20 protein-coding genes are annotated in these 26,416 nt (G+C 62.4%); 12 read left to right on the top strand and 8 right to left on the bottom strand.

From position 1 onward, the window contains the following. Window positions 1-7: 7 nt before the first annotated feature. The gene (locus tag VGH41_RS15520; RefSeq protein WP_331598355.1) at window positions 8-718 is read right to left on the bottom strand and encodes an SDR family NAD(P)-dependent oxidoreductase; all 711 of its coding nucleotides are present in this window, start codon (window positions 716-718) and stop codon (window positions 8-10) included. Window positions 719-913: 195 nt separating this feature from the next. Beyond that, window positions 914-1,855 (bottom strand): LysR family transcriptional regulator, encoded by a 942-nt coding sequence (locus tag VGH41_RS15515; protein ID WP_331598354.1) that lies wholly within the window; start codon window positions 1,853-1,855, stop codon window positions 914-916. A gap of 108 nt (window positions 1,856-1,963) precedes the next feature. Between VGH41_RS15515 and VGH41_RS15510 the strand changes: the two genes are divergently transcribed. From VGH41_RS15510 to VGH41_RS15500, 3 genes are all read left to right on the top strand, one after another. Next, on the top strand, window positions 1,964-3,475 hold the full coding sequence (locus tag VGH41_RS15510) for a CoA-acylating methylmalonate-semialdehyde dehydrogenase (RefSeq protein ID WP_331598353.1): 1,512 nt from the start codon (window positions 1,964-1,966) through the stop codon (window positions 3,473-3,475). A gap of 167 nt (window positions 3,476-3,642) precedes the next feature. After that, the gene (locus VGH41_RS15505; protein WP_331598352.1) at window positions 3,643-4,563 is read left to right on the top strand and encodes a LysR substrate-binding domain-containing protein; all 921 of its coding nucleotides are present in this window, start codon (window positions 3,643-3,645) and stop codon (window positions 4,561-4,563) included. Window positions 4,564-4,592: 29 nt separating this feature from the next. Continuing rightward, on the top strand, window positions 4,593-5,690 hold the full coding sequence (locus VGH41_RS15500; RefSeq protein ID WP_331598351.1) for a nitronate monooxygenase: 1,098 nt from the start codon (window positions 4,593-4,595) through the stop codon (window positions 5,688-5,690). A 471-nt stretch (window positions 5,691-6,161) separates the two neighbouring features. On the opposite strand, the gene VGH41_RS15495 is transcribed toward VGH41_RS15500, so the two are convergent. The 4 genes from VGH41_RS15495 to VGH41_RS15480 all read right to left on the bottom strand — a co-directional run bounded on the left by VGH41_RS15495 (window position 6,162) and on the right by VGH41_RS15480 (window position 11,242). Continuing rightward, complete coding sequence (locus VGH41_RS15495) at window positions 6,162-7,856, bottom strand: metallophosphoesterase family protein (RefSeq protein WP_331598350.1); 1,695 nt, start codon at window positions 7,854-7,856, stop codon at window positions 6,162-6,164. A 340-nt stretch (window positions 7,857-8,196) separates the two neighbouring features. Further along, window positions 8,197-8,523 (bottom strand): hypothetical protein, encoded by a 327-nt coding sequence (locus tag VGH41_RS15490; RefSeq protein WP_331598349.1) that lies wholly within the window; start codon window positions 8,521-8,523, stop codon window positions 8,197-8,199. 352 nt (window positions 8,524-8,875) lie between these two features. Continuing rightward, window positions 8,876-9,961 (bottom strand): aldose epimerase family protein, encoded by a 1,086-nt coding sequence (locus VGH41_RS15485; protein WP_331598348.1) that lies wholly within the window; start codon window positions 9,959-9,961, stop codon window positions 8,876-8,878. Window positions 9,962-10,009: 48 nt separating this feature from the next. Then, a complete protein-coding gene (locus tag VGH41_RS15480) occupies window positions 10,010-11,242 on the bottom strand; it encodes a DNA-binding transcriptional regulator (protein WP_331598347.1) in 1,233 nt (410 codons plus the stop codon). A gap of 254 nt (window positions 11,243-11,496) precedes the next feature. On the opposite strand from VGH41_RS15480, the gene xylA reads away from it, so the two are divergent. The 7 genes from xylA to VGH41_RS15445 all read left to right on the top strand — a co-directional run bounded on the left by xylA (window position 11,497) and on the right by VGH41_RS15445 (window position 22,400). Continuing rightward, entirely contained in the window at window positions 11,497-12,819 is a 1,323-nt protein-coding gene (gene xylA / locus VGH41_RS15475; RefSeq protein ID WP_331598346.1) for a xylose isomerase, read from the top strand. 122 nt (window positions 12,820-12,941) lie between these two features. Continuing rightward, window positions 12,942-14,420 carry a xylulokinase gene (xylB, locus tag VGH41_RS15470; RefSeq protein WP_331598345.1) on the top strand — a complete coding sequence of 493 codons (1,479 nt, stop codon included), beginning with the start codon at window positions 12,942-12,944 and terminating at the stop codon, window positions 14,418-14,420. Between the two features lie 196 nt (window positions 14,421-14,616). Then, window positions 14,617-15,645: a D-xylose ABC transporter substrate-binding protein gene (gene xylF, locus VGH41_RS15465; protein ID WP_331598344.1), complete on the top strand. Its 1,029-nt coding sequence runs from the start codon at window positions 14,617-14,619 to the stop codon at window positions 15,643-15,645. A gap of 87 nt (window positions 15,646-15,732) precedes the next feature. Beyond that, window positions 15,733-17,292 carry a D-xylose ABC transporter ATP-binding protein gene (gene xylG, locus VGH41_RS15460; protein WP_331598343.1) on the top strand — a complete coding sequence of 520 codons (1,560 nt, stop codon included), beginning with the start codon at window positions 15,733-15,735 and terminating at the stop codon, window positions 17,290-17,292. After that, window positions 17,289-18,488, top strand: coding sequence for a sugar ABC transporter permease (locus tag VGH41_RS15455; protein ID WP_331598342.1), 1,200 nt, complete (start codon window positions 17,289-17,291; stop codon window positions 18,486-18,488). The genes xylG and VGH41_RS15455 overlap by 4 nt, the downstream gene beginning before the upstream one ends. Before the next feature lie 291 nt (window positions 18,489-18,779). After that, window positions 18,780-19,244 (top strand): GNAT family N-acetyltransferase, encoded by a 465-nt coding sequence (locus tag VGH41_RS15450; protein WP_331598341.1) that lies wholly within the window; start codon window positions 18,780-18,782, stop codon window positions 19,242-19,244. 393 nt (window positions 19,245-19,637) lie between these two features. Next, complete coding sequence (locus tag VGH41_RS15445) at window positions 19,638-22,400, top strand: autotransporter outer membrane beta-barrel domain-containing protein (protein ID WP_331598340.1); 2,763 nt, start codon at window positions 19,638-19,640, stop codon at window positions 22,398-22,400. A gap of 207 nt (window positions 22,401-22,607) precedes the next feature. Here VGH41_RS15445 and VGH41_RS15440 read toward each other — a convergent pair whose 3' ends face one another. Further along, window positions 22,608-23,513 (bottom strand): helix-turn-helix transcriptional regulator, encoded by a 906-nt coding sequence (locus VGH41_RS15440; RefSeq protein WP_331598339.1) that lies wholly within the window; start codon window positions 23,511-23,513, stop codon window positions 22,608-22,610. A 188-nt stretch (window positions 23,514-23,701) separates the two neighbouring features. Here VGH41_RS15440 and rraA point away from each other — a divergent pair, with 188 nt between their 5' ends. Further along, on the top strand, window positions 23,702-24,196 hold the full coding sequence (gene rraA / locus VGH41_RS15435) for a ribonuclease E activity regulator RraA (RefSeq protein ID WP_331598338.1): 495 nt from the start codon (window positions 23,702-23,704) through the stop codon (window positions 24,194-24,196). A 28-nt stretch (window positions 24,197-24,224) separates the two neighbouring features. Then, a complete protein-coding gene (locus VGH41_RS15430; protein ID WP_331598337.1) occupies window positions 24,225-24,656 on the top strand; it encodes a gamma-glutamylcyclotransferase family protein in 432 nt (143 codons plus the stop codon). Window positions 24,657-24,788: 132 nt separating this feature from the next. Here VGH41_RS15430 and aceB read toward each other — a convergent pair whose 3' ends face one another. Next, complete coding sequence (aceB, locus tag VGH41_RS15425; protein ID WP_331598336.1) at window positions 24,789-26,390, bottom strand: malate synthase A; 1,602 nt, start codon at window positions 26,388-26,390, stop codon at window positions 24,789-24,791. Between the last annotated feature and the right edge of the window lie 26 nt (window positions 26,391-26,416).

Below are 26,416 nucleotides of genomic sequence, written 5' to 3'. Positions count from 1 at the left end.
CTCGCGATTAATGGCCGGCGATCTGGCCGCCGTCGACGTGCAGGATTTCGCCGGTGACGAACGGCGCGGAATCCAGATACAGCACCGCGTTGACGATGTCGCTCATCTCACCCATGTGACCGACCGGGTGAAGTGCGCCGAGTGCGGCGTGGGTTTCAGGTGCGTGCATCGGCGACTTGATGATGCCCGGCGCAACCGCATTGGCGCGAATGCCGCGTTTTGCGTATTCGATGGCGAGGGACCGGGTCGCCGCGTTCAGGCCGCCCTTGGTCAGCGAAGCGAGCACCGAAGGCACGCCGTCGATCGCGTGGTCGGCAAGCGTGGTGGTGATGCTGAGCACGTGGCCGCTCGAATGCTTCTCCATTTCGGCGATGGCGAGCTGCGTGATGTAGAAGAAGCCATTCAGGTTGACGCCGAGCACCGCGGCGTAATCTTCTGCCGTGTAGCTGGTAAAAGGCTTGGCGACGAAGATGCCGGCGTTGTTGACCAGCGTGTCGATGCGGCCAAAGCGCGCCACGCCTTCGCTGATCACGCGGCGGGCGGTTTGCGGATCGGCGATATCGCCTGCCACGGTGACGAGGTTGGCGTCGTCCGAGGGCTTGATGCTGCGTGCGGTGGCGACCACGCGATAGTCGAGCTTGCGGAACGCCTTGACGATTTCAGCGCCAATACCTTGCGACGCACCGGTGACGACGACGACCTTTTGGGAGTTGCTCATGGAAAACCTCAAGAGTAGTTGATCTGGCTGATTGCTGATCGGGCCCGTGGCGCCGATAGGTGCTCAATCTAGGCGCTTTGGCGTCGAATTCGAATACCCGCCAGGGACAAACACTTTTGATGTGACGGAACAAATCAATGCCGCCGGCACGCGGCGGCTGCGCCTGCTACTCGGGCAGGCACGGCTTGAGCCATGTTAGAGCGGGAAGCCGTCCGCAAAGGTGTCGCGCAGATAGGCGACGAACAGGCTGACCGCGCGCGGCACGTGCGACGCGTAAGGACGCAGCACGTAAAGCTGTTCCGCGAACGTGCCGGTGACGCGCCAGTCGGGCAACACCACGGCCAGCTTGCCGGCCTTGACGGCTGCCTGCGCCGTGAAATCGGGCAGGAGGGCGATGCCCATGTCGGCCAGTGCGGCGTCGCGCAGCGTTTCGCTGTTATTGGCCGAGAACTGTCCGGTCACCGGAACCGTGGCCGGCGCGGCAGCGGTTTTGCGCGCCGTTTTGCGCTCGAATGACCACATGGCTGCGCCGGTCGCGCGCGGATAGAACAGGCAGTCGTGAGCGGAAATATCCTCGGGCGTGCCGGGCGTACCGCGTTTGCGAAGATAAGCGCGCGTCGCGGCGAGCACCGAGTGCGTCTCGCAGAGCTTCCACGCAACGTGGGTATCCGGCGCGCCGGCACTGTGGCGAATCGCCAGATCGAAGCCTTCCGTTGCAAGCGAGCTGATTCTGTCGGAGACCTCGAGTTGAATCCGGACTTCGGCATGCGCCTGCAGGAACGCGGGCAATTTCGGCATGAGCTGTTGCCGGGCAAACGCAACTGGCGCGGTGATCCGGATCAGGCCGCGTGCCACGCCGGCCAGCTCACGAACGCTCGCGAAGTTGCTGGCGATGTTTTCGTACTGGCTGCGCGTGCTTTCGACGAGCCGCTGCCCGGCTTCCGTCAGGCGCACACTGCGCGTGGTGCGCTGTACAAGGGAAATCCCTGCGGCGCGCTCCAGTTCGGAGATACGTTGACTCATCGCCGCCTTGCTGACCCCAAGACGTGTCGCCGCCGCCGTATAGCTCCCCTGTTCGGCCAGCACGGTTAGCCAGTACAGATGGGTCCAGAGGTCTGCAATTTTTTCGCGTTCCATACATTCATTGTTCACAGTGAGAAACAATGAGTTCAATGATAACGGCTTTGCAGATGGGGCGCGTGCTCCTAGACTCTGTTCATCGCCATTCAATCACCTGGAGTCGACATGCAAGCCTTCACCGATAGCGCCGACGTAGCGCATTTCATCCACGGCCAGAGCGAGAAGGGCACGGGCAGCCGTAGCCAGCCGGTCTTCAATCCCGCCACCGGCGCACGGCCGCGCAAGGTGCTGCTGGGCGAGACGGCGGACGTGGACGCAGCGGTCGCGAGCGCGAAGGCAGCCTTTCCGAAGTGGAGCAACACGCCGCCGATTCGCCGTGCACGTGTCATGCTGCGCTTTCTGGAGTTGATGAACCGGCACCGCGACGAACTCGCTGCGATCATCACGGCCGAGCACGGCAAGGTGTTTTCGGATGCCCAGGGCGAAGTGGCACGCGGCATCGACGTGATCGAATTTGCTTGCGGCATTCCGCAACTGCTTAAGGGCGACTACACCGAGCAGGTCTCGACGGGTATCGACAACTGGACCACGCGCCAGGCGCTCGGCGTGGTTGCGGGCATCACGCCGTTCAACTTCCCCTGCATGGTGCCGTGCTGGATGTTCCCGGTTGCGATCGCCGCCGGCAATGCATTCATTCTGAAGCCGAGCGAACGCGATCCGTCAGCATCGCTTTTCATGGCGAAGCTGTTGAAGGAAGCAGGCCTGCCCGATGGGATCTTCAACGTGGTCCAGGGCGACAAGGTCGTCGTCGACGCCTTGCTGGCGCATCCGGACGTGAAGGCGGTCAGCTTCGTCGGCTCCACGCCGATTGCGAACTACATCTACGAAACCGGAGCGAAGAACGGCAAGCGCGTGCAGGCACTGGGCGGCGCGAAAAATCATATGGTGGTGATGCCCGACGCCGACCTCGATCAGGCCGTCGATGCGCTGGTGGGAGCCGGATACGGTTCCGCGGGCGAACGCTGCATGGCCATCTCGGTCGCCGTTCTGGTTGGCGACGTCGCCGACAAAATCATCCCGAAGCTGGCCGAACGCGCGCGCAATCTGGTCGTAAAGAACGGCATGGAGCCTGATGCGGAGATGGGTCCGATCGTCACGCGGCAGGCGCTCGAGCGGATCGAGGGTTACATCGCAACGGGCGTCGAAGAAGGGGCGAAGCTGGTGGTCGACGGTCGCGGTTTGAAGGTTCCGGGGCATGCAGACGGCTTCTTCACCGGCGGTACGCTGTTCGACAATGTGACCCCCGAGATGCGTATCTACAAGGAAGAAATTTTCGGTCCGGTGCTCGCGTGCGTGCGCGTGAAGGACTTCACCGAAGCCGTCGACCTGATCAACGCCCACGAGTTCGGCAACGGCGTTGCATGCTACACGCGTGACGGGCACGTTGCCCGGGAGTTCGGCCGGCGGATCGAAGTCGGCATGGTGGGCATCAATGTGCCGATTCCCGTGCCGATGGCATGGCACGGCTTCGGCGGCTGGAAGCGCAGCCTGTTTGGCGACACTCACGCGTACGGTGAAGAAGGCGTGCGGTTCTACACGAAGCAGAAGTCGATCATGCAGCGCTGGCCGGAAAGCACCGAGAAAGGTGCGGAATTCGCCATGCCGACAGCGAAGTAAGACATAGCGAAGGGGCGCATTGCGCCCCTTCGGCATATCGGGGCTTGTCTGCAAGTGTTTCCATTCGGTACAAAGTGTTTTGCCCGCCGCTTGATTGACCGCTCGTTCTCTCAAAGTGAATATCGTCGTTTCGTGCATTCCCAGGCGAGAATCTGACTGAGGGCGAAATGGAATTCTCAACGCTGGAAATATTCCATGCTGTCGCAACACAGAAAAGCGTCACTCAGGCGGCCCGCCGTCTGGCTCGGGTCCAGTCGAATGTCTCCACGCGGGTCAGGCATCTCGAGGAGGAGCTGGAGGTCGAGCTCTTTTCAAGGCGCGGCCGGCAGATGACGCTGACGCCGCAGGGGCAGAAAATGCTCGAGTACGCGCAACGCCTGTTGTCGCTTGCCGAAGAGGCGCGCCTCGCGATGAAGCATGAGCAGGCTGCGCCCCGCCTGCGGATCGGCGCCATGGAGAGCACCGCCGCAGCACGTTTGCCAGGGCTGCTCTCGGCCTACCACAGCAGATGGCCCCAGGTTGAGCTGGAGATTTTGATCGGTACGTCGTGTTCGCTTGTCGAAGACGTCGCGAACGGGCGTCTTGATTGCGCATTTGTGGCTGAAGCAACCTTCCAGGGTTCGCTGGTGCGGCAGAACCCGATCACGGCGCACGGCTTGCAGGCCGTTCGTGCGTACACCGAAGAGATGCTGCTGGTGCTGCCGCCCCAGCATCCTCCCGTGCAACGGCCGCAAGATATCCAGCTCACAGCCATCGCGGCTTTTCCGGGCGGCTGCACCTATCGACACACGCTCGAACAGTGGTTAGGCAGCATGAACGGAAACCTACGCGAGGGCTGGAAAGTAGTCGAACATGCGTCGTACCATGCAATCCTCGCGAGCGTCGTAGCAGGATCGTGTTTTGCGCTTTGCCCGAGGTCCGTGCTGGATCTGCGGCCTGCACCTGTAGAACTCGTGACGCTGCCCATCGCCACGATCGATACCTTTCTGGTGGCGCGCCCAGGCTATGCCAGCAGCGCGTACGAGGAACTGGTCCGGTATGTTCAGGCCGCGGGCTCTGCGTTTGCGCAGAGGCGCGTAGCGGTGTAGCGGCACACCTAATTTGAAGAGGAAGTGAGATGACTAACCAGACAGACAATCGGTCGCTGCTGCGCCTGCTGGGCATCGACAAACCTATCATTCAGGCGCCGATGGCCGGGGTAAGCACGCCGGCGCTGGCGGCCGCCGTATCGAACGCCGGCGGTCTCGGCTCGTTGGGCGTGGGCGCCATGAACGCGGCGGGCGCTCGCAAGGTCATTCGGGAAACCCGGGCGCTTACGGCGAAGCCGTTCAACATCAACGTGTTCTGCCATAGCCCTGCGAAGGCCGACGAGCACGTCGAGCGGCAATGGCTGGACTGGCTCGCACCGCAGTTTGCAAAGTATGGCGCGACCCCGCCGGCCTCGCTGTCGGAGATCTATACGAGCTTTGTGGCCGATGCGGCGATGCTCGAGGTGTTCCTCGAGGAGAAGCCAGCGGTCGTCAGCTTCCATTTCGGTTTGCCTTCGGCCGAAGTGATGGCCGCATTGAAAGCGGCCGGCATCAGGTTGTTGGCCGCAGTGACGAATCTGCAGGAGGCCGAACAGGTCGTGGCAGCAGGTGTCGATGCGATCGTCGCGCAAGGCATCGAGGCAGGCGGCCATCGCGGCGTCTTCGAACCGGATGGCTCCGACGACCGGCTCGGCACGTTCGCGCTGACGCGTTTGCTGGTGAGGGAATTCAAACTGCCGGTGATCGCCGCAGGCGGCATCATGGACGGCGCCGGGATAGCCGCCGCGCTCGCCCTGGGTGCTCAGGCTGCGCAACTGGGGACGGCTTTCGTCGCCTGCCCGGAGACTTCGATCGACGAGGGTTATCGCCGCACCATCCTGAGTGATTCGGCCCGCCATACGACATTTACGGCGGCCATTTCCGGGCGTGTCGCGAGAAGCATGGTGAACCGCTTCACCGAACTCGGCGACGAGCCGAGCGCACCGCAAACGCCGGCATATCCGGTTGCGTACGACGCAGGCAAGGCGCTGCATGCCGCGGCCAAAGCCAAGGGCGAATTCGGTTACGGTGCGCAATGGGCGGGCCAGGCCGCCGCGCTGGCAAGGGCGTTACCCGCCGCTGAACTGTTCGCAGAACTGGAGAACGAATTGAAAGAGAGTGTGAAACAGTTGTCGCAGTGGGCATAGAGAGATCGGAGGCGCAACTGTACGCTGTCAGAAACCAGAAAGCCGTTGAATCTGCCCGGATTCAACGGCTTGTGTTCTTTCAACTGATCAAACGCGCTGCCTTCACAGACTTCAAAAAAAGTCTAAAAAGAAGCCGCGAACGAATCGCGGCCCAAACACACGTCGCGCAGGAATCAGCGCGCTGGCTCATCCTACTTGCGTCACGCCGCGCTGCAATCGGGTGTTATGTCTGAGGAAAATTCATTGTTGGCAAATCGCAAGCCTGGCGGGAGCCTGGCAATTGTCAATACAACTGACGCGGCGTTGTAACTCGACAACGTCCCTTTCTAGAGCCACGCGTCACGCGGTTTGAAGTACGACGAATTGACCGATGGATCTTCATACGGATAGCCTGAAACTTCGCGTTCGGTTAACCGTCTGGATGTGTTGAAGCGGTTCCGGGAGGCATGCGCCGCGCCATGAACCAACCACTCAGTGACGACGCTTCTTGCTCAGCACGATCGTTTCGAACAACTGATAGTCGGACGTCGGCGTCTGATCCGCGCCCGGCGCGTGATAGTAGTTCATCGTGATCGTCGTGTCGCCGCCCGGGGTACCCGGATCGTGATCGAATACGGCAATGCCGTAGCCCGTGCCGGTATCGCGCCGCGCCGACCAGACCGCGTCTTCGAGGGCGTCGGCGACATTGCGCACGTAGGTGTTGGTCGCAGTCCCAGGCACCGGGCGATTAGGGCGGGTGAACACCTTCGCCTGCGGCATGCCGGTGGCTTGATCGGCGCCGTAGACGTCGAGCGGTGCACTGGTCCCACCGCCGCCGAGGATCAGGTGGATCGTGCCGTGAGTGGTATCGAAGGTGTCGCGCTGCGGATCGGCTGGGCCGACCGGGCGCGGCTGCAGCGTATCCACCGTGGCGCCGGTAGCCGCGTCATAGCCCGCATGATGGTTGCAACCGCGCACCGGATAGCTGCGCTCGTAGTCATGGTCATGACCGCATACCACGAGATCCACGCCATAGCGGTCGAACAGCGGCAGCCATGCCTCGCGGATGCCCTTATCCGACCCGTTGCCCGTCTTCGACGATGTCAACGCGTCCTGGTGCATCTGCACGACGATCCAGTCCACCTCGTGATCTTCCGAGGCCCGGCGCAAGGTCTGCTCCAGCCAGCGGGTCTGCTCCCCCTCGCTATAGCCGCGCACGTAGAACGAGGTGCCCGGATTGATCGGCGCATTGCCGGTGCTGGCTGCCGGCACCAGCGGGTCGGGACCTGCCACGAAAGCAGCGGCGTCCTGGTAGACCACATCGTCGGCGTCGAGTGAAATGAACAGCACTGAGCTCACACGAAAGCTGTACCAGCGGCCCGCAAAACGGCTGCCGTTGTCCGGCAAGGCGTAACGCGTGAGGTAGGACGCAAGCCCTTGCGGACCGTTGTGGAATTCGATTTCGTGATTGCCCGGGCAGGGCATCCACGGACGATTGGCGGCCGACGCCTGGGCGTTATTGCCGAAGTCGCGCCATACGTCGGGCTGGTGCAGCGGATTCAGATTGGCGTAGCACAGGTCGCCATTGAGCAAATGAAACAGCGGCGCGAAGCGCTCCACCGCTTGCACGGCAAAACGGCTCTGCGGATAGGAGAGGACCCATTCGGTATTCGGCGTGGCGAGGTCGCCATAGGTGGTCCAGCGAAACGGGGCGCGCCCGCGCGGCGCGGTCTGGAAGTTCGCGGTGAATGGCTGCGCAGTATTACTGTCGTTGTCGGCGCTGACGGTGTACTGATAGGTCGCACCGGGTGTGAGGCCACGCAGGCGGGCGTGATAGGTGAACACGGTCGCGCCGTTCAAGCCGTCGGTATAGATGCGCTGCACGCCGTGCACGGTTTGCGTGTGCGCGCCGGCACTACCGAACTGCACGCGCGGACTGACCGCTGCGGCGAGCGATGCCCACGAAACCACGACCTCGCTCGACGGATCGTTGCCCCATGTCAGATGGATCTGCTCCGGCGTGCCGTCCGCATTCGCAGGACTGGCTACGGCAGCTTTGCTCGCGGCGGCAAGGCCCCCTGCGGCAGTGGCAAATCCGGAGGCGCCCGCGAGCTTGAGAAAGCCGCGACGCGACACAGCGGAGACAGGGTCGGCAGGGCGGGCGTCGGAAGGATTCTTGCTGGACATATCGGTGTTCTCGGCCTGACGGTTGGAGCACGGGGACACGCAGGTTGATCCGCGCTGGGCGATGAGGCTTGCGGGCCACGCCAGCGCGATCCTGTTTCCGAAACGCGGCGCGACCACGTCCTCAATTATTTGCCGAACCGTCTTTCCGTGCTGTGACAGCGCACACCAACGGATGCGCGAGAACGCGGGGCGACAGGTGCGTTCATTGGACGAAGCGGGCAGGGGTTCGATGCGTAGACCGGGGGCGGCCGGCGTAGCGGCGCGGATGCTTCGGCAAGCGTGCGAAGCACCGGGAAGGCGGATAGCGTGATCCGTCTTCCCGGCTTGTCAGGCAGGCCTTTTAGTTCGCGCTCGCCTGCTTCGAACCGAACGTCACCGTGATGGACGGATTGTATTGCGGGACCGTGATCATCGCATCGGCGTCCTCATCGCCGCCGCCGTCGGTAGCAAAGTGGAATGCCGGCCGCGGTATTTGCGTCTTCGCGGCCTTGAGGGTCGTTACGACCGGATCGTAGCCGGGCTTTTCGCATTTGATCTGCAGGTCCGAATCCGAGCGGCGCACGTCGACATCGTTGGGTGCCGTGAGTGACCAGTTCCCCTTCGAATTGGTCAGCGTACATTTCGCGTCGGCGACGGGGCCGGTGCTGTCCACTGTGGCGATGGACAATGTTTCGTGATCCTTGTTCTCGCCGCCGTCGTTGTGGTTGCTCGCGCCCGTGACATTGACGGTGGCTGCCGAATTAAGCGTCGAGTTGGGACCTGGGAAGCCGCCGGCAAATGCATGCAGCGAGCATAATGAAATGGTTGCGGCAACAACTGCCGTGAGTGTCCTGTTAATTTTGTTTCTCCTTCATTCTAAGCGCGGGGCGGGCATAGACAGTTGACCCGATGTCGCCATGGTGACGACGCGTGGGACTCTAGCACGCCGATTTACGCTTGAACTTACAGGAGGCTGACCATGCAGTGGCATACCCACTTAGTGGTTTAGTTGACCTTGATGCGTAGCATATTCACCACGCTTAAACCCCACTGCGAACACCGAGCCGGTACTGCGTGACCTGACTGTATTGCTCGCCCGCGCGCAACACCACCTGGGTGTTGTCCGCCATATTGATCTCGTTGGGAAAGCCGCCGGCTTCGAGACACAGCCCCGCGTATTTCGGGTATGTCACGCCGCCGCGTCCCGCGAGACCTTCAAGGTGATTGCCGGTATAGAACTGCAGTCCCCATTGATCCGTCAACACGCTGAGTTCACGGCCGCTGCCGGGATCGTACACACGCGCCACTTCGCGCACTGGCTGCGCGTGCGATGCCGCAGCCGCATCGGACGCATCGTGCAGGACATAGCAATGATCGAAACCGCTCGCGAGGGCGAGTTGCGTATTCGGCCAGTCGAGGCGCGCACCGAGCGGCGCGCTTTGGCGAAAGTCGAACGCATTGCCCGCCACGCCGGCGCGGCGTGAAGGGATCATCGCCGCGTCGACTTCGAAAAACGTATCGGCGTCGATGGATACCACGTGCCCGCGCACATCGCTGAGTGCCTGGCCCGTGAGATTGAAGTATGGGTGGCTCGTCAGATTGAGCGGCGTCGGCGCGTCGGTGATGGCTTCGTAGCCGATCGTCAGCGTGCCGTCGTCATCGAGCGTATAGCGCACCTGCACAGTCACGTTGCCGGGAAAGCCTGCATCGCCCTCGGGCGATTCGAGCCGCATCACGAGGGTGCCGTTGTCCTCGGCGGCATCCCAGCGCATGCGATTGAAACCGAGCGTGCCGCCATGCAGCAGGTTGTCGCCTTCGTTGCGATCGAGCGTGTACTCGATGCCGTCCAGCGCAAAGCGGGCACCGGCAATACGATTGGCCCAGCGGCCGATCAGGCCGCCCATATAGGTGGTCGCGTTGAAGTAGGCGGTGGGCGTATCGTGACCGAGCAGGATGTCGCCGAGACGTCCCGCGCGATCCGGCGCATGCCACGACACGAGCGTCGCGCCGAGGTCGCTGATGGCGACCTTCATGCCGTGCGCATTGCGCAACGTGAAGAGCTGGATGGCATCGCCGCCGGGCAAAGCGCCCCAGGGCTCAGAGGAAAAACGTGCGTTGCTGATCATATCGGCAGGAGATAAGGGATTCAAAAAGCTGCGTGAGTGAGGCCGTGCCTAGTCTGGCGCCGCTGCGGATTTGGCACGGTCCTGATATTCGCGCGGCGTGCAGCCGAGTTCACGGCGAAACACCGCATACATGTACTGCAACGACGTGAAGCCGCAACGGATCGCAACCTCCGCGCTCGACGCATCGCCTTTGGCCAGCAGCGCCCTGGCGGCGTCGAGCTTATGACGCAGGATCTCCTGATGCACGGTGCATTGCAACTCGCGCCGAAAATATTCTTCCAGCGACGAGCGCGACACACCCACGTAATCGGCCACCTGTTCGGTGCGAATGCCCTGGCAGCCGTACTGCCGGATGAAGTGCCGCGCGCGCATCACATAGGGGCTCGTGAGCGGCTGATGGCGCGTCGATTCGAGCACGTTGATGCCCACCGGCGGCACGCGGATGCGCCGCCCGGGAAAACGCGCGCCATGCAGCATCTGATGCAGCAGGTGGGCAGCGGTGCGGCCCATTTCCTCGGTGCCCTGAATCACGGACGACAGCGGAATGCGCGTCAGGGTGCGCGTGAGCGGATCGTTGTCGATGCCGATGATGGCCACCTCCTCGGGCACGGCGATGCCGGCAATCAGGCACGCTTGCAGCAGATGGCGTGCGCGTGCATCCGTCACCGCGATGATGCCCACCGGCTTGGGCAGTTTCTCGAGCCACGCGGTGAGTTGTTCGATCGCCTGATTCCACGACGGCGCGCTCGTCGACAGGCCGCGGTAGATTTCCGCGTCGAGTTGTTCGGCGGTGCGCCCTTCGGCGGTGCGCCCTTCGGCGGCGCGCAGTTGCGCAAAGGCGAGTTCACGTTGCTGCGCCCAGCGGTTCTCAGGTGCTTGCGGAAGACTGTACAACGCGAAATGCTGCAGGCCCGCGCCGATCAGATGGGTATAGGCGAGCGAGACGAGTTTGGCGTTATCCGTGGCGATGTACGGCAGCTCGGCAGGGTATTCCCTATCGTCTTCGAATGACGAGCCCACTGCGACCACCGGCAGCGGACAGCCGCGCAGCGCTTCGCAAACCGCAGGGTCGTCGAAATCCGCAATGATGCCGTCGCCGTCGAAGCGTTCGATGCCGATCAGCCGGCAACGAAAATCCTCTTCGAGAAACAGGTCCCACGCGACCCGCGTCGACAGCAGGTAATTACCGATGCCGGTGATGATCTCGCGGTCATAGACCTTGTTGGCGTTGAACAGTAGCGCAATCCGATGCGGCGTTTGGGGCGTCTGGGGTCGGGTCATCGCGTTCCGTGGCGCGCGAGCTGCAAAGCCTGTGCGCCATTGTCTCCGGTCGGTTTTTTTAAGCGTCCGGTTATTTTAGGCCGGGATTGCCGCGCGTGTGCGTATGAACTTCGCGAGCGGTGAGAAACATCACAAGGCCTGCGCAATTTCGCAATTGCCGCCAGGCACTGCGCGCTGGCACGATGGCGTCACCTTACCGAACCCGGCTCGAATGCGTTGCGCGGGTTGCGCTGCAACAAAAACAGGAGACGTGCATGTCCTATTTCGAACATATTCCCAAGATCGGCTTTGAGGGTCCGCAATCGGACAATCCGCTTGCGTACCATCATTACGACCGCAGCAAACGTGTACTCGGCAAGACCCTTGAAGAGCATCTGCGCATTGCCGTGTGTTACTGGCACACCTTCGTCTGGCCGGGCGTGGACATCTTCGGGCAAGGCACGTTTCGCCGTCCGTGGCAGCAGCCGGGCGACGCGATGGAGCGCGCCCATCAAAAGGCCGACGCCGCGTTCGAATTTTTCTCGAAACTCGGCACCCCTTACTACACGTTCCACGACACCGACGTCGCCCCCGAAGGTGCGAGCCTGAAGGAATACAGCGAGAATTTCGCGCGCATCGGCGACTATCTGGCGCGCAAGCAGCAGGACACCGGCATCAAGCTACTGTGGGGCACGGCCAACCTGTTTTCGCATCCGCGCTATGCGGCCGGTGCGGCGACCAGCCCCGACCCGGAGATTTTTGCCTATGCGGCTACCCAGGTCACCCATGCGCTCGATACGACCCAGCGCCTTGGCGGCGAAAACTACGTGCTGTGGGGCGGTCGCGAAGGTTACGACACGTTGCTCAACACGGACCTCGTGCGCGAGCGCGACCAGTTCGCGCGCTTTCTCAGCATGGTGGTGGAGCACGCGCACAAGATCGGCTTTAAAGGCACGCTGCTGATCGAGCCGAAACCGCAGGAGCCGACCAAGCATCAATACGACTACGACGTCGCCACCGTGCATGGCTTTCTCACGCAATACGGCTTGCAGAACGATATTCGTGTGAACATCGAAGCCAATCATGCGACGCTTGCCGGGCACTCGTTCCATCACGAGATTGCCACGGCGTTCGCGCTCGGCATCTTCGGCAGTGTCGACGCGAACCGCGGCGATCCGCAGAACGGTTGGGATACCGACCAGTTTCCGAACAGCGTCGAAGAGCTGACCCTGGCCTTCTACGAGATCCTCAAGCACGGCGGCTTCACGACGGGCGGCATGAACTTCGACGCCAAAGTCCGGCGGCAGAGCGTGGATCCCGAAGACCTGTTTTATGGGCATATCGGCGCTATCGACAACCTCGCGCTGGCAGTGGAGAGTGCCGCCGCGCTGCTCGAAAACGACCGGCTCGAACAGTTCAGGCAGAAGCGTTACGCCGGCTGGGAGACCGAGTTCGGTCGCAAGATCCGCTCGGGCGGCTATTCGCTGTCGTCGCTCGCCGCGGATGCGCTGGCACGCGGCCTGAATCCGCAACATGCAAGCGGTCATCAGGAACAGCTGGAAAACGTGGTGAATCAGGCCATTCACCGGGCGCGTTAAGCGTCTCGAACGGCACGGCGGGCGCGCCGTAGAAAAGTAAAAAACACGGGCACGTCCCGCCAGTTTCGCAATGGCAGGCTGGCGGACGGGGCGCACACTTGCGCAACAACGAGGATGGAGACATGTTCATCGGTATCGACCTGGGCACGTCAGGTGTCAAAGCCGTGCTACTCGATCGCGACGGACGCGTGCGTTGCACGGCGGCGCATCCGCTATCGGTAAGCCGGCCGCAGCCGCGCTGGTCCGAACAGTCGCCGCACGACTGGTGGAAGGCCACCACGGCGGCCGTCACGGATGTGATCGCCGAGGCCCGCGCGGCCGGTATCGACGCTTCGCAGATCGAAGCAATCGGTCTCACCGGTCAGATGCACGGCGCGACCTTGCTCGACGCGCAGGGCGATGTGCTGCGTCCCGCGATTCTATGGAACGACGGCCGCTCGGACGTGGAGTGCCGCGAGCTGGAGGCCGCCGTGCCGCAACTGCGCGCGGTGGCCGGCAATCTCGCGATGCCTGGCTTTACCGCGCCCAAGCTGCTGTGGGTCCGAAAACATGAACCTGAGACTTTCGCGCGGATCGCGCATGTGTTGCTGCCGAAGGACTATTTGCGCTATCTGCTGACAGGCGGCTTCGCCACCGATCCATCGGACGCAGCAGGCACGCTGTGGCTCGACGTGGCGCGGCGCGATTACAGTCCCGCGCTGCTCGAGGCATGCGGCTTGTCGCGCGAGCAGATGCCGGACGTTTTCGAAGGTAATCGCATCACCGGCACGCTCAAGCCGGAACTCGCGCGCGCGTGGGGCCTGGGTGAGATTCCAGTCGTCGCGGGCGGCGGGGATAACGCCGCAGGCGCGGTGGGCGTGGGCATCGTCAGGCCGAAGCAGGCCATGCTGTCGTTGGGTACCTCCGGGGTCTATTTCGCGGTCTCCGACGGCTTTCTGGCGAATCCGGCATCCGCTGTCCACAGTTTTTGTCACGCGTTGCCGCAGACATGGCATCTGATGTCGGTGATGCTCAATGCGGCAGGGTGCCTCGACTTCACCGCGCAACTGACGGGCTACGCGGACGTCGCCGCCCTGCTGGCAGATGCGCAAGCGCAAGCGCGCGATCTGCGCCCGTGGTTCCTGCCGTACCTGACCGGCGAGCGCACGCCGCATAACAACGTCAACGCGAAGGGCGTGTTCTATGGCCTCGCACCGCAGACGAACCGCGCGGATCTGGCGAACGCCACGCTCGAAGGAGTCGGTTTCGCATTGCTCGACGGCATGGATGCGCTGCACGCAGCAGGCCTTGTGCCGGATGAGATTTCGGTGATCGGCGGCGGTTCGCGTAGCGCCTATTGGACACAAATGCTGGCGGATATCGCCGGCCGTCCGTTGACCTTGCGTGCCGGCGGTGAAGTCGGGCCCGCGCTGGGCGCGGCGCGGCTCGCCCATCTGGCGCTGGAGCCGGACGGGACGCTGGATGCGATCTGTCCGACGCCCGAGATTCTCGCCGTGCGCGAACCCGATATGGTGCGTCATGCGTGGTATCGCAACGCACGGCGGCCGACTTTTCAGGCGCTTTATCGGGCCCTCGAACCGGTGTTTGCCGGACCGGCCTGAAACGCCGCCTCGCTTCTGGAGACAAGCGCAGCAAGCGCGGCGCAATTGCAGATCATCAGAAACATGAAAGCAATGCGCGGTCGCACAGACCGCGTCGCAAACGGGTAGTCCTGAGTTGTCGTGTAGCCGGCCGCGCGCTTTGACGCACGAGCCGTCCAGTCCGGTATTGCCGGTCAAAAAGAGAGAGGAGTGAGACATGAAATTCGCAACGCGTCGTTCCGTTCTGAGTTCGCTTGTGTGTGGAGCGGTGCTCGCCAGCCTGTCGCTCGCTGCGCCGCTGGCGCACGCGAGCAAGGATCATCCGGAAATCGGTTTCTGTATCGACGACCTGCGCGTCGAACGCTGGTCGCGCGATCGCGACTATTTTGTGGCCGCGGCAGAAAAGCTCGGCGCCAAAGTGTCGGTGCAGTCGGCGGATGCCAGTGAGGAGCGCCAGATCTCGCAGATCGAAAACCTGATCTCGCGCGGCGTGGATGTCATCGTGATCGTGCCGTTCAATTCGAAAACGCTCGGTAACGTCGTGGCCGAAGCGAAGAAAGCGGGCATCAAGGTGGTGTCGTATGACCGCCTGATTCTCGATGCCGACGTCGATGCCTATATCTCGTTCGACAACGAAAAGGTTGGCGAACTGCAGGCGCAAGGCGTCTTCAACGCGCAGCCCAAGGGCAACTACTTCCTGCTGGGCGGCGCGCCGACCGACAACAACGCGAAGATGCTGCGCGAAGGCCAGTTGAAGGTGCTCAAGCCCGCTATCGACCGCGGCGATATCAAGGTGGTGGGCCAGCAGTGGGTGCCGGAGTGGAGCGCATCGACCGCGCTGCGCATCATGGAAGACGCGCTGACGGCGAACAGCAACAAGATCGACGCGGTGGTCGCTTCGAACGACGGCACGGCCGGCGGCGCGATCCAGGCACTCGCAGCACAACATCTGGCAGGCAAGGTGCCGGTATCGGGTCAGGATGCCGACCTCGCAGCCGTGCGCCGGGTGATTGCCGGCACGCAGACCATGACGGTCTACAAGCCGCTCAAGCTGATCGCCGGCGAAGCGGCGAAACTCGCGGTGGATCTCGCCAAGGGTGACAAGCCTGGCTTTAACGCGCAGTACGACAACGGCAAGAAGAAGGTGGACACCGTGCTGCTGCAGCCGACTCTGCTCACGAAGAGCAATGTGGACGTCGTCGTGAAGGACGGCTTCTATACTCAGGCACAACTCGCGAGCCAATAAGCGGGAAGCACGCGCGACGGCTGCTGCTGCGTGCCCAGGCATAGAGGCAGCGCCGCCGTCGCGTCTATTGCAGCGAGGCAAAAGCGAATGACGCAACCCTTACTGGCGATGCGCAACATCGTCAAGGCGTTTTCCGGCGTGAAAGCACTCGACGGTATCGACCTGGCGGTGGCGCCGGGCGAATGTGTCGGCCTGTGCGGCGAAAACGGCGCGGGCAAATCGACGCTGATGAAGGTGCTGTCCGGCGTCTATCCGTACGGTACCTGGGATGGCGAAATAGTGTGGGAGGGCGAGCCGCTCAAAGCGGCAAACGTGCGCGACACCGAACGCGCGGGCATTGTCATCATCCATCAGGAATTGATGCTGGTGCCGGAGCTGTCGGTGGCGGAAAACATTTTTCTCGGCAACGAAATCACCCTGCCGGGCGGCCGTATGAATTACGCCGCGATGTATCAGCGTGCCGACGAATTGCTGCGCGAGCTGCATATTGAAGGCATCAACGTCGCGCAGCCGGTGATGAACTACGGCGGCGGTCATCAGCAACTGATCGAGATTGCCAAGGCGCTGAACAAGCGCGCCAAACTGCTGATTCTCGACGAACCGTCGTCTTCGCTGACGGGTTCGGAGACGCGCATTCTGCTCGATATCGTGCGCGATCTGAAGCGGCGCGGCGTAGCCTGCGTCTACATATCGCACAAGCTCGACGAAGTCGAAGCCGTGTGCGACACGATCACTGTGATCCGCGACGGCCGTCATGTCGCGACCGAACCGATGCGCGCGCTGACCACTGACCGCATCATCGCAATGATGGTGGGCCGCGAGATCAAGAACCTGTTTCCGTGCGAGCCGCGACCGCTTGGCGAGGTGATCTTCGAAGCACGGAACGTCACCTGTTTCGACGTCACCAATCCACGCCGCAAGCGGGTCGACGATGTGTCTTTCACGCTCAGGCGCGGCGAGATTCTCGGCGTCGCGGGGCTGGTGGGAGCCGGGCGCACGGAGTTGATGCAGGCAATCTTCGGCGCCTATCCGGGCGTGTGCGAAGCGACGGTGCTGCTCGACGGCAAGCCGCTGAAGATTCGTGCACCCGCCGATGCGATTCGCGCGGGCATCGGCATGGTGCCCGAGGATCGCAAGCGTCACGGCATCGTGCCGCAGCTGAGCGTCGGCCATAACATCACGCTCTCCGTATTGCAGCGCTTTGCAAAAGGCGCGCGTATCGATTCGGCCGCCGAGCTCGATACGATCCACACGGAAATGAAACGGCTGTCGGTGCGTGCCGCGCATCCGATGCTGTCGATTGCGAGCCTGTCCGGCGGCAATCAGCAAAAGGCGGTGCTCACGCGCATGCTGTTGACCGACCCGAAGGTGCTGATTCTCGACGAGCCGACGCGCGGTGTCGATGTCGGCGCCAAATATGAAATCTACAAACTGATCGTGCAGCTCGCGCAGCGCGGCATGTCGATTGTGATGGTGTCCTCCGAAATGCCCGAAGTGCTCGGCATCAGCGACCGCGTGCTGGTGATCGGCGAGGGCGAATTGCGCGGCGACTTCATCAACGACGGCCTCACGCAAGAAGACATACTCACGGCCGCGATCCGCCCCGTGCGGCGATCCACGAACCTAACCGGAGCGAGTGCAGCATGACTCCCGACGTCACTTCCCCCAATCCCAAAGACGCTGCGCCGCGCGGCTCGTTCGATGGCGCGCAGCGGCTCCAGCAACTCTTTGCGCGTTACAAGATTCTCGCGCTGTTGTTCGCAGTAGCCGCTATCTGGCTGTTCTTTTCGGTCCTCACCGAGGGCGCATTCATCACGCCGCGTAATCTGTCCAACCTGTTGCGGCAGATGTCGATCACCGGCATGCTGGCCTGCGGGATGGTGTTCGTCATCATCGCGGGCGAGATCGACCTGTCGGTCGGTTCGCTGCTGGGCCTGCTTGGCGGCGTCGCGGCCATCCTCGATGTGAACCGCCACTGGCCGATCGGCATCACCGTGCCGGTCGTGATGGCGCTCGGTGTGCTGATGGGCCTCTTCAACGGCTGGTGGTCGACCTATCGCCGTGTGCCGTCGTTTATCGTCGGGCTGGGCGGCATGCTCGCGTATCGCGGCATTTTGCTCGGCGTGACGGGCGGTTCGACCATTGCGCCCGTGTCCGACAGCTTCGTGTTCGTGGGCCAGGGCTATTTGCCGCGCCTCGTCGGCGACACGGTCGCGGTGGTGCTGTTCGCATTGCTCGCACTGTTGACCGTGCGGCAGCGGCGCAACCGTCAGCGCTATCAGTTGCCGGTCGTGCCGGTCTGGCAGGACGCGGTGAAGATTATCGGCGCGGGCGTGATCCTGTTTGCGTTCGTGGCGACGCTCGACCGTTACGGCGGCATTCCGGTGCCGGTGCTGTTGCTGCTCGCGCTGCTCGGCATCTTTACGTGGATCGCCACGCAAACCGTATTCGGCCGGCGCATTTACGCGGTCGGGTCGAACCTCGAAGCCACGCGTCTTTCGGGGGTGAACACGAACCGCGTGAAGCTGGCGATCTTCGCGCTGATGGGCTTGATGTGCGCGTTCGGCGGCATCGTCAATACGGCGCGACTCGCGGCAGGGTCGCCCTCGGCCGGCTCGATGGGCGAGCTCGATGCGATTGCCGCGTGCTTTATCGGCGGCACGTCCATGCGCGGCGGCTCAGGCACCGTGTACGGCGCGCTGATTGGCGCACTCGTGATGGCCAGTCTCGACAACGGCATGTCGATGCTCGACGTCGACGCGTACTGGCAGATGATCGTCAAAGGCAGCATCCTCGTTCTGGCGGTGTGGATCGACGTGGTGTCGGGGTCCAACCGGCGCTGACGCATCAAGGGACGGCGTTGCGATTGCGAGCTGAAGCGGTGAGCATGGCTCACCGCTCATGGGCCCAGCAGCGCGGAAAGTTTTTCTGTAAGTGAAACGTTATATTGGCGCCGCGTGGTCAAGCCTGCTGGGTAAGCAGGCCGCCGTGTTGCAGCGCACGCAGTCACGATGAGCGATTCCGCGTTATCCTGCCAGTCCCGGTCCATCTTGGGACAAACAGCCATTGCCTGCGCGCACGGGCTGCTTTACCGTGGGGTGGATCACCCTGGATCCCTTTACGCCCGCTGCGTCATGTTCGTCCCTACCGATGCTCCGTCGCCGTTCCAGTTGCGCAAAGCCAGCATGGACGACTTCGCGTTTGCCGAAGCGCTGACCCGCAACAACATGGGCGGCTACTATCAACGCCACCATCTGATCTGGCGCAGCGACCTGTTCCTCGGCAGCTGGCGCGAGTCGGAGAATTTCATCCTCGAAGTGGATGGCGAAGCAGTCGGCGTGTTGCGCATCACGGAAGAAGGCGATTCGCTGCATATTCGCGACGTCCAGATCGCGGATGGACACCGGCGGCGCGGCGGCGGCACTTATCTGCTGCAGAAGTCGCATCAATGGGCGCGTGAGCGCGGCCTGCGCGAATTGCAGTTGCGGGTGTTCGTCGACAATCCCGCCGCGCGGCTCTATCAGCGCATGGGCTACAAGCTCGCCGGCCCGAGGCTTGCGCAACTGGGCGCGATCCGGCATCTGGCGCGGCGGGTTTAGGTCGGACTGCACGTCGGCACCTACGGGCGGGTCCCCGCATCTGGGTAAACCGTCAGCGCACCCTATGCACGGTACATAGCGGGGCGGCAGCGCTCAGGGGTTTCCCATCTTCGCTCACCGCTTTGCTCGCGGCCGAGATGACAGCAAGCGGCACATCACTGTCGCTTACAGGAAACCAGTCAGGCACTCGATCCTCCTCGACCTCTACGCAGCCCGGGTCGAACCCACTGCTCGCAAGCCAGCCGCTACGGGAGTTAGCCGACCGGTAGCACTCCTTTTTTTCCTCAGACTAAATAAAAATATGAACTAAGATGGTTTTAAGCATTTTCGACGCCGATGGTTTAGTCCGATTAAGCCGTCCACGAGGTAGGCAAAATGCATACTTCATGTCCTGTGACAAAGTTCGTCGTCTTTCATTTCCACTATCCATTGGCCCGTTCGACCATAAGCCTGCTTGCTTCAGGCTTACCTCTGTTGGCGGGTGCATTGCCCGCGGAAAGAGTGCACGCGGCAACCACGGTTCCCAGTTCCACCTCTACGGTTTTTTTGCAATTACTGGATCCTGCTTCAGATACTTTTCTGGTGCCCGCCAGGACTGTCATCAACAACACCGGGTCCAGTGCCGGTATATCCGGCGACAACTCCAAAAACTGGCAATTGACCAACTATGGCTCGGTCAAAGCAATCGGCAGCGGTATCGTGCTTGGCTCGACCACACCCAACAGTGTACAACTGGACAACTTTGGGGTGATTCAGGGGATCACGGATGGCCTGGCTACGGGTGTCTGGCTGAACAATGGCGGCACACTTCGTAACCACCTTGGTGCCAGCATTGGCAGTGATGCATTTTATGGGGTTCTGTCTTTTGGCGTCGCGACCGTCGTGAATGACGGCGACATTTCTGGCGCGTCGAGTGGCGTCCGGTTGGGCGCCGGCGGTTCTCTCACACAAAGCGCGACCGGGCGGCTCAACGGAAATATTAGTAGCCCTGGTTTGCTGATTGATACCGGTGCGTTTGCCGTCAATAACGCCGGGTCGATTACGTCATCAGGAGGACCTGCGTTACTGGTGCGTGGCACAGGCAACGGAACGTTAATCAATAGTGGCACGATTGCGGGTTCCAATGGTGTAGTGATTCAAAACACCGGAGGCGGAACGTTGACTAACTCGGGAACAATAACCGGAACGAGTGGCACAGCGGTCAATATCTCTGGAAGTAACTATCAGGTGATTTTGCAAACGGGTAGTGCGATCAATGGAGCGGTTACCACCTCGGGTAGCAACAACGTACTGGTGCTGCAGGGTAATGGGATTGCAAATAATAACTTCAGTGGATTTTCGAGCCTGACTGCACTGGATAGCGGTACATGGACCTTAGGCGGCGACGTGAGTACGTCCGCTGCCAGTCTCCTGGCCCTCGACGTGCAGCACGGCACACTGATCGTGAATGGGCAGTTGAGGAACAGTGGTCCGGGGGGAGGGTCCAGTGTTTCAGACGGTGGTACCCTGGCTATCGGGGATGCCAGCCACCCCGGGGCGGTTTTAGCCGGCGGCGGCCTCGTCAGGGTCGGCGCGGGCGGCGCGCTGGGTGGCTACGGCACCTTGACGGGATCCGTTGTCAACGATGGCCTGATCGGCGCAGGGAGTGCCTTTCCTGGGTTGGCCGCCGGCCCCAGCGCAAGTTTCACGATCGCCGGCAATCTCGACAATCACTCCACACTTGCGATGAGCAATGGTGTCGTCGGTGACCGCGTGATCGTCAACGGCACCTACACGTCAAACGGTGGCCGGCTCCTGATTGATAGCGTACTCAATGAGGGAGGTACGGCAGGGAAATCCGATCTGCTGGTCGCCAACAGCACCGTGGTCGGTGCCAACGGCGCCACCCACCTGACGGTCACCAATATCGGGGGAGCGGGTGCTCTTCCCGCAGACAATGGAATCATGGTGGTGCAGGTTCAAGACACCGCTCACTCGGCAGCGGGGGCATTCGCGCTGAGCGGTCGCGCCGTCGCGGGCCCATATGAATATCAGCTGTTTCAAGGCGGCGAACAAAGCGCCGATGGGAATTGGTACCTGCGTTCTGAACGTCAGCCGCCACCTCCGCCACCTCCGCCGCCGCCGCCTCCTCCGCCAGTACCGCCTAATCCACCAACGCCACCCGAGCCGCCACCGACTCCCAGTCCGCCAGCGCCGCCACAGCCGCTTTTCAGGCCTGAAGTCGCGGCTTACCTGGCGAACCAGCGCGTAGCCGGGGAGATCTTCATTCACAGCCTGGACGACCGTGGCACCGGGCTGTCGCGGGGCGCAAGCGACGCGGACGATCCAATCCGGCCCGGCTCGGCCTGGCTTCGGATGGAAGGGCGGACGGAAGGGAGTGACAGCTATGATGGCGTCTTTCACGTGAACACTGACGCGTATCTGATCCAGGGTGGCGTCGAAGTCGACCAGAAAAAATTGATCGGCAATGCCGATCTCCTGCATCTTGGAATGCTTGCCACTTACGAGACGGCCCAAAGCAATGCAGACGCTGCGGGCAATCCAGCCCGAGCACGCGGAAACGTAACCGGCTACAGCGTCGGCGGCTATGCAACGTGGTATCAGAACGATGAAAATCGGCTGGGCGTCTACGCCGACGTAGCGCTCCAATACGGATGGTTCAACAACAACGTCCAGGGTGATGAGCTGCCCACGGTCAGCTATAACGCTTACGGTTGGGCGGTATCGGGCGAATCAGGTTATGCGATCCCGCTGATGGGCGAGTGGGTGTTCGTGCCGCAAGGTCAGCTTCTGTATATCGACTATCACGAAGACTCGCTGACCGAGCCCAACGGCACGCAGGTGGACGGCGCCGACTCCAGCGGCGTCGTGACCCGACTGGGGTTGCGTCTCGAACGGACCGTCCATCGCAGTGCGAACAGGAAAATACAGTTCTATGCGACGGCTAACTGGTGGCACGCAAGCACGAACAGCTCCATCTCTTTCAACCAGTTGCCGGTGGGCAGTCTTTACCCGGCCAATCGCTATGAGATGAAGCTGGGTCTCAATGGCGATCTCGGGAAGAACTGGAGCGTCTGGAGCAATGTGAGCGGCGCGTGGGGTGCGCAGAGCTACCACGCATATGTCGTGCGCGCAGGGCTCAAATATACGTGGTGAATTGTTGGTGCAGGGTGCCGGAGTTAAGCAAAAATGTCAGTGTTCTAATCGCCTTGAGAAGCGGCCTTTGCTGACGGACGAAATCAATGTGACGATTACCGAAATAATCGTGGTCGGTGTTTCGGAACAACCCGTTCGAGTCGAAGTTTAACGAAAGCCCTTACGCTATTCCGGTCTCCCGCGTCTCGCGGTGAGCGCGTCAGGTCATCAAGGCTCGGATTCATCCGGCGTATGCGCCAGTTCCACCGCCGTCGGACCGGTCCCCGCAGACACCTCCACCTCACTCTCACCACTCCCGTCCAGGTGATCCACACCATGTTCCATGAAGGCGCGCGGGCTCTTGCCGAACGCGCGCCGGAACATCGCGGAGAATGCGCTCTGGCTCTGGTAGCCCAGTTCCTGGGCGACGTGCGCGAGCGGACGCCCCTGGTTCAGTAACGGAATGGCGCGCGCCAGAACCGCCTGCTGACGCCACTGCGAAAAGCTCACGCCCAATTCCTGACGAAACAGGCGCGCGATGGTACGGGTGCTCGCCCCGACGCTCGCCGCCCACTGTTCGAGCGAATCGGAGTTGGCCGGAGCGGCGATCACGGCTTCGCATAGCGCGCGCAGACGCTTCTCGCTGGGCATCGGCACGGACAGCGGCAACGGTTCGGAGCGGGTCAGCTCGTCGAGCGCGAGTGCGCCCAGCAACTGTTCGCGCGCATTCGACAACCCCGGCACCCCGAGTGCGGCGATCACCTCGCGCAACAGGTTCGACACTTCGACCACGCGGCATGCGTCAAGCGTCGGCGGCACCGCGTTTTCGTCGATATAGAGCGTGCGCAGATACGCCTCCTCGACGATCACCACTTCGTGCGTGACATGCGGCGGTACCCAGATGGCGCGCGACGGCGGCACCATCCACGTGGTGCCGAGCGTGGCTACGCGCAACACGCCGCGCGACGCATAGGCCACCTGCGCCCACGCGTGCGTATGACGCGCAATGCGCACGCCGGCGGGCATGGGTCGCGAGCGCACGCGGATCGGATGCGTGCGGGTCGGCGCGAATTCGGGCGGAATGTCGGCGAAATCAACGCGTGTCGAAAGAGCGGGCGTAGCTGACGAATTCATGACGTGGACGCGGAGTGTAGAAGCTTGCTGCGATGAATGCTTCCATTGTAGGGCGTCGAGCGTTCCGTGCCCGCCGCGGCGAACCGGCGCGGATTTTTTGCAGACTGCGGCAGGTCGGCCCGCAGGGGCATAATGCTGGCGTTTCGTTGCACCTGCAGCGTCCCTCTTGTATGGAACCGGAGACAGCCATGACCTTTGCAACAGCAGACCTGTGCGACGCGCACGAAGACCAGTTGGCCGCCGGCACGCTACGTGTACTCGAGCCGGTCTTTCAGCGCTTTGGCCGCACGGCGTGCTTCAAGGGCGAGGCCGTCACGCTCAAGGTATTCGAGGACAACGGGCTGGTGCGCGCCACGCTCGAAGAGAAAGGCGCACACCGCGTGCTGGTGGTCGACGGCGGCGGCAGCCTGCGCTGCGCGCTGGTGGGCGGCAATCTCGCGCAACTGGCGGAAAAGAACGGCTGGGCCGGCGTGATCGTGTACGGCTGCATGCGTGACACGCTCGAACTGAACGAATGCAATGTCGGCTTGATGGCGCTTGCGACGCATCCGCAACGCGGCCAGAAGCGCGGCGTCGGCGAACGCGATGTGCCGGTGCGCTTGCCGGGTTCCATCGTCAAACCGGGTGACTGGGTGTATGCGGATATTGACGGCGTGCTCGTCTCAAGCACGCCGCTCGTCTGATTCAGGCAGAAAGAGATGAGCCACGACGATGAAGAAGGTTTTCGTGTACGGCACCCTGCGGGCCGGCGAGATCAACGACATCAACCAGGCCGCCGCGCGGCACGACATCGCCGAACCGGTCTTGCTCGGCAGCGCCACCCTGCGCGGACACCTGTTCGACTTCGGCGCGTATCCGGGTTTTGTACCGGACGCAGCGGGCCAGCCGGTGCGTGGCGACGTCTACGAAATCGACCCGGCTCTGGTGGCCGTGCTCGATGAGATCGAAGAGGTCTATCCGGGCGTCGAGGGACTGTTCGTGGCGCGCGAGGTGAGTGTGGAAGTCGAAGGCGAAGCGCTGCTTTGCCGTTTCTATCCGGTCACACGGCAGGCGGTGAAGGGCTTGCCGGAAATCCGCTGCGGCGATTGGGTCGAACATCGGCGTGCACGCGAGGGCACGCACAGTCAGGCTCATTCACGCTAGGACGAAGGAAAAAAACGGCCCCGCAAGCTTGAACCCGCGGCGCCGTCCGGTCGGTCAGACTTGTGAGCGAAGCCGCTTCAATTGCAATGCGGCCCGGCTCGATTCAATCCATCTGAAGCAGCGTATTGCGCCTCAGATTTCCTCGTACAGCGGCAGCGTCAGGAAGTCGGTGAACTGTGCGGACGTGGACATCTCTTCGAAGATTTGCGCGGCGCGCTCATACGGCTTCGTGTCGCCGCCCACTGCCTGCTTCACCTTGTCCAGTTCCTGAGCGGACAGTTCGCGCACCAGCTCAGCGCTCACCTTGCGGCCGTCGTCGAGCTTGCCCTTCGGCGAGCGGATCCACTGCCAGACCTGCGAGCGCGAAATCTCCGCGGTCGCGGCATCTTCCATCAGGTTGTGGATCGGCACACAGCCATTGCCCGCCAGCCACGAACCGAGATAGTGAATCCCGACGTTGATGTTGTTGCGCAGACCCGCTTCCGTAATAGGCGTTTCCGGGCGGAAGTCCAGCAGGTCTTGCGCGCCGACCTGCACGTCGTCGCGTTGCTTGCCGATCTGGTTCGGCCGGTCGCCCAGCACCCTGGTGAACTCTTCCATGGCGATCGGCACGAGACCCGGATGGGCAACCCAGCCGCCGTCGTAACCGTCGCCGGCGTCGCGCGCCTTGTCCGAACGCACGCCGGCCATGGCCTTGTCGTTCGCGGCGGGGTCGTGCCTGATCGGAATCAGCGCGCTCATGCCGCCAATGGCCGGTGCATTGCGGTGATGGCAGGTCTTCAGCAACAGCAATGCATAGGCGCGCATGAAGGGCGAGGTCATCGTGATCTGCGAACGGTCCGCGAGGCAAAAGTCCTCGTCGGTCTTGAACTTCTTGATCGCCGAAAAGATGTAGTCCCAACGGCCTGCATTCAGCCCGGCGCTATGTTCGCGCAGTTCGTAGAGGATCTCGTCCATTTCGAAGGCGGCAAGAATGGTTTCGATCAGCACGGTGGCGCGAATCGTACCGCGCGGCACGCCGACCGCTTCCTGCGCGGCGACGAAGATGTCGTTCCACAGACGCGCTTCGAGATGGCTCTCCAGCTTCGGCAAGTAGAAGTATGGGCCCGAGCCGCGCGCCAGCAATTCCTTTGCGTTGTGGAACAGGTAGAGCGCGAAATCGAAGATGCCGCCGGACACGCGCTGGCCGTCCACCTTCACGTGCTTCTCGTCGAGATGCCAGCCGCGCGGCCGCACGATGAGCGTCGCCACCTTGTCGTTCAGCCTGTACGACTTGCCATTCTGTTCGAGCGAAATGGTGCGGCGAATCGCGTCCTTCAGATTGATATGACCGCTGATCTGGTTGTCCCAGCTCGGAGCGTTCGAGTCTTCGAAGTCGGTCATGTACGAATCCGCGCCCGAGTTCAGCGCGTTGATGATCATCTTGCGCTCGACCGGCCCGGTGATTTCGACGCGGCGGCACTGCAGATCCTGCGGCAGCGGTGCGATCTTCCAGTCGCCTGCGCGGATGTCCTTCGTTTCGGTCAGGAAGTCGGGACGCTCGCCGGCGTCGAGCCGCCGGGTGCGTTCGACGCGCGCTTTCAGGAGTGCCTGGCGACGCGGCTCGAAGCTTCGATGCAGCGCCGCGACGAGTTCGAGCGCGTCACGCGTGAGAACCGATTCATAACCCGGCTTGATCTCAGCCGTGATTTCCATGCCCTGCGGCAACTGCGATGATGAAAGCGTGTTCGCCATGTTTTCTCCTTGGTCGGTCAGAGTGC

Origin of the sequence: Paraburkholderia sp. (assembly GCF_036488795.1) — a bacterium.
Classification (GTDB): domain Bacteria; phylum Pseudomonadota; class Gammaproteobacteria; order Burkholderiales; family Burkholderiaceae; genus Paraburkholderia.
This window is presented reverse-complemented; position numbering and strand designations above follow the sequence as displayed.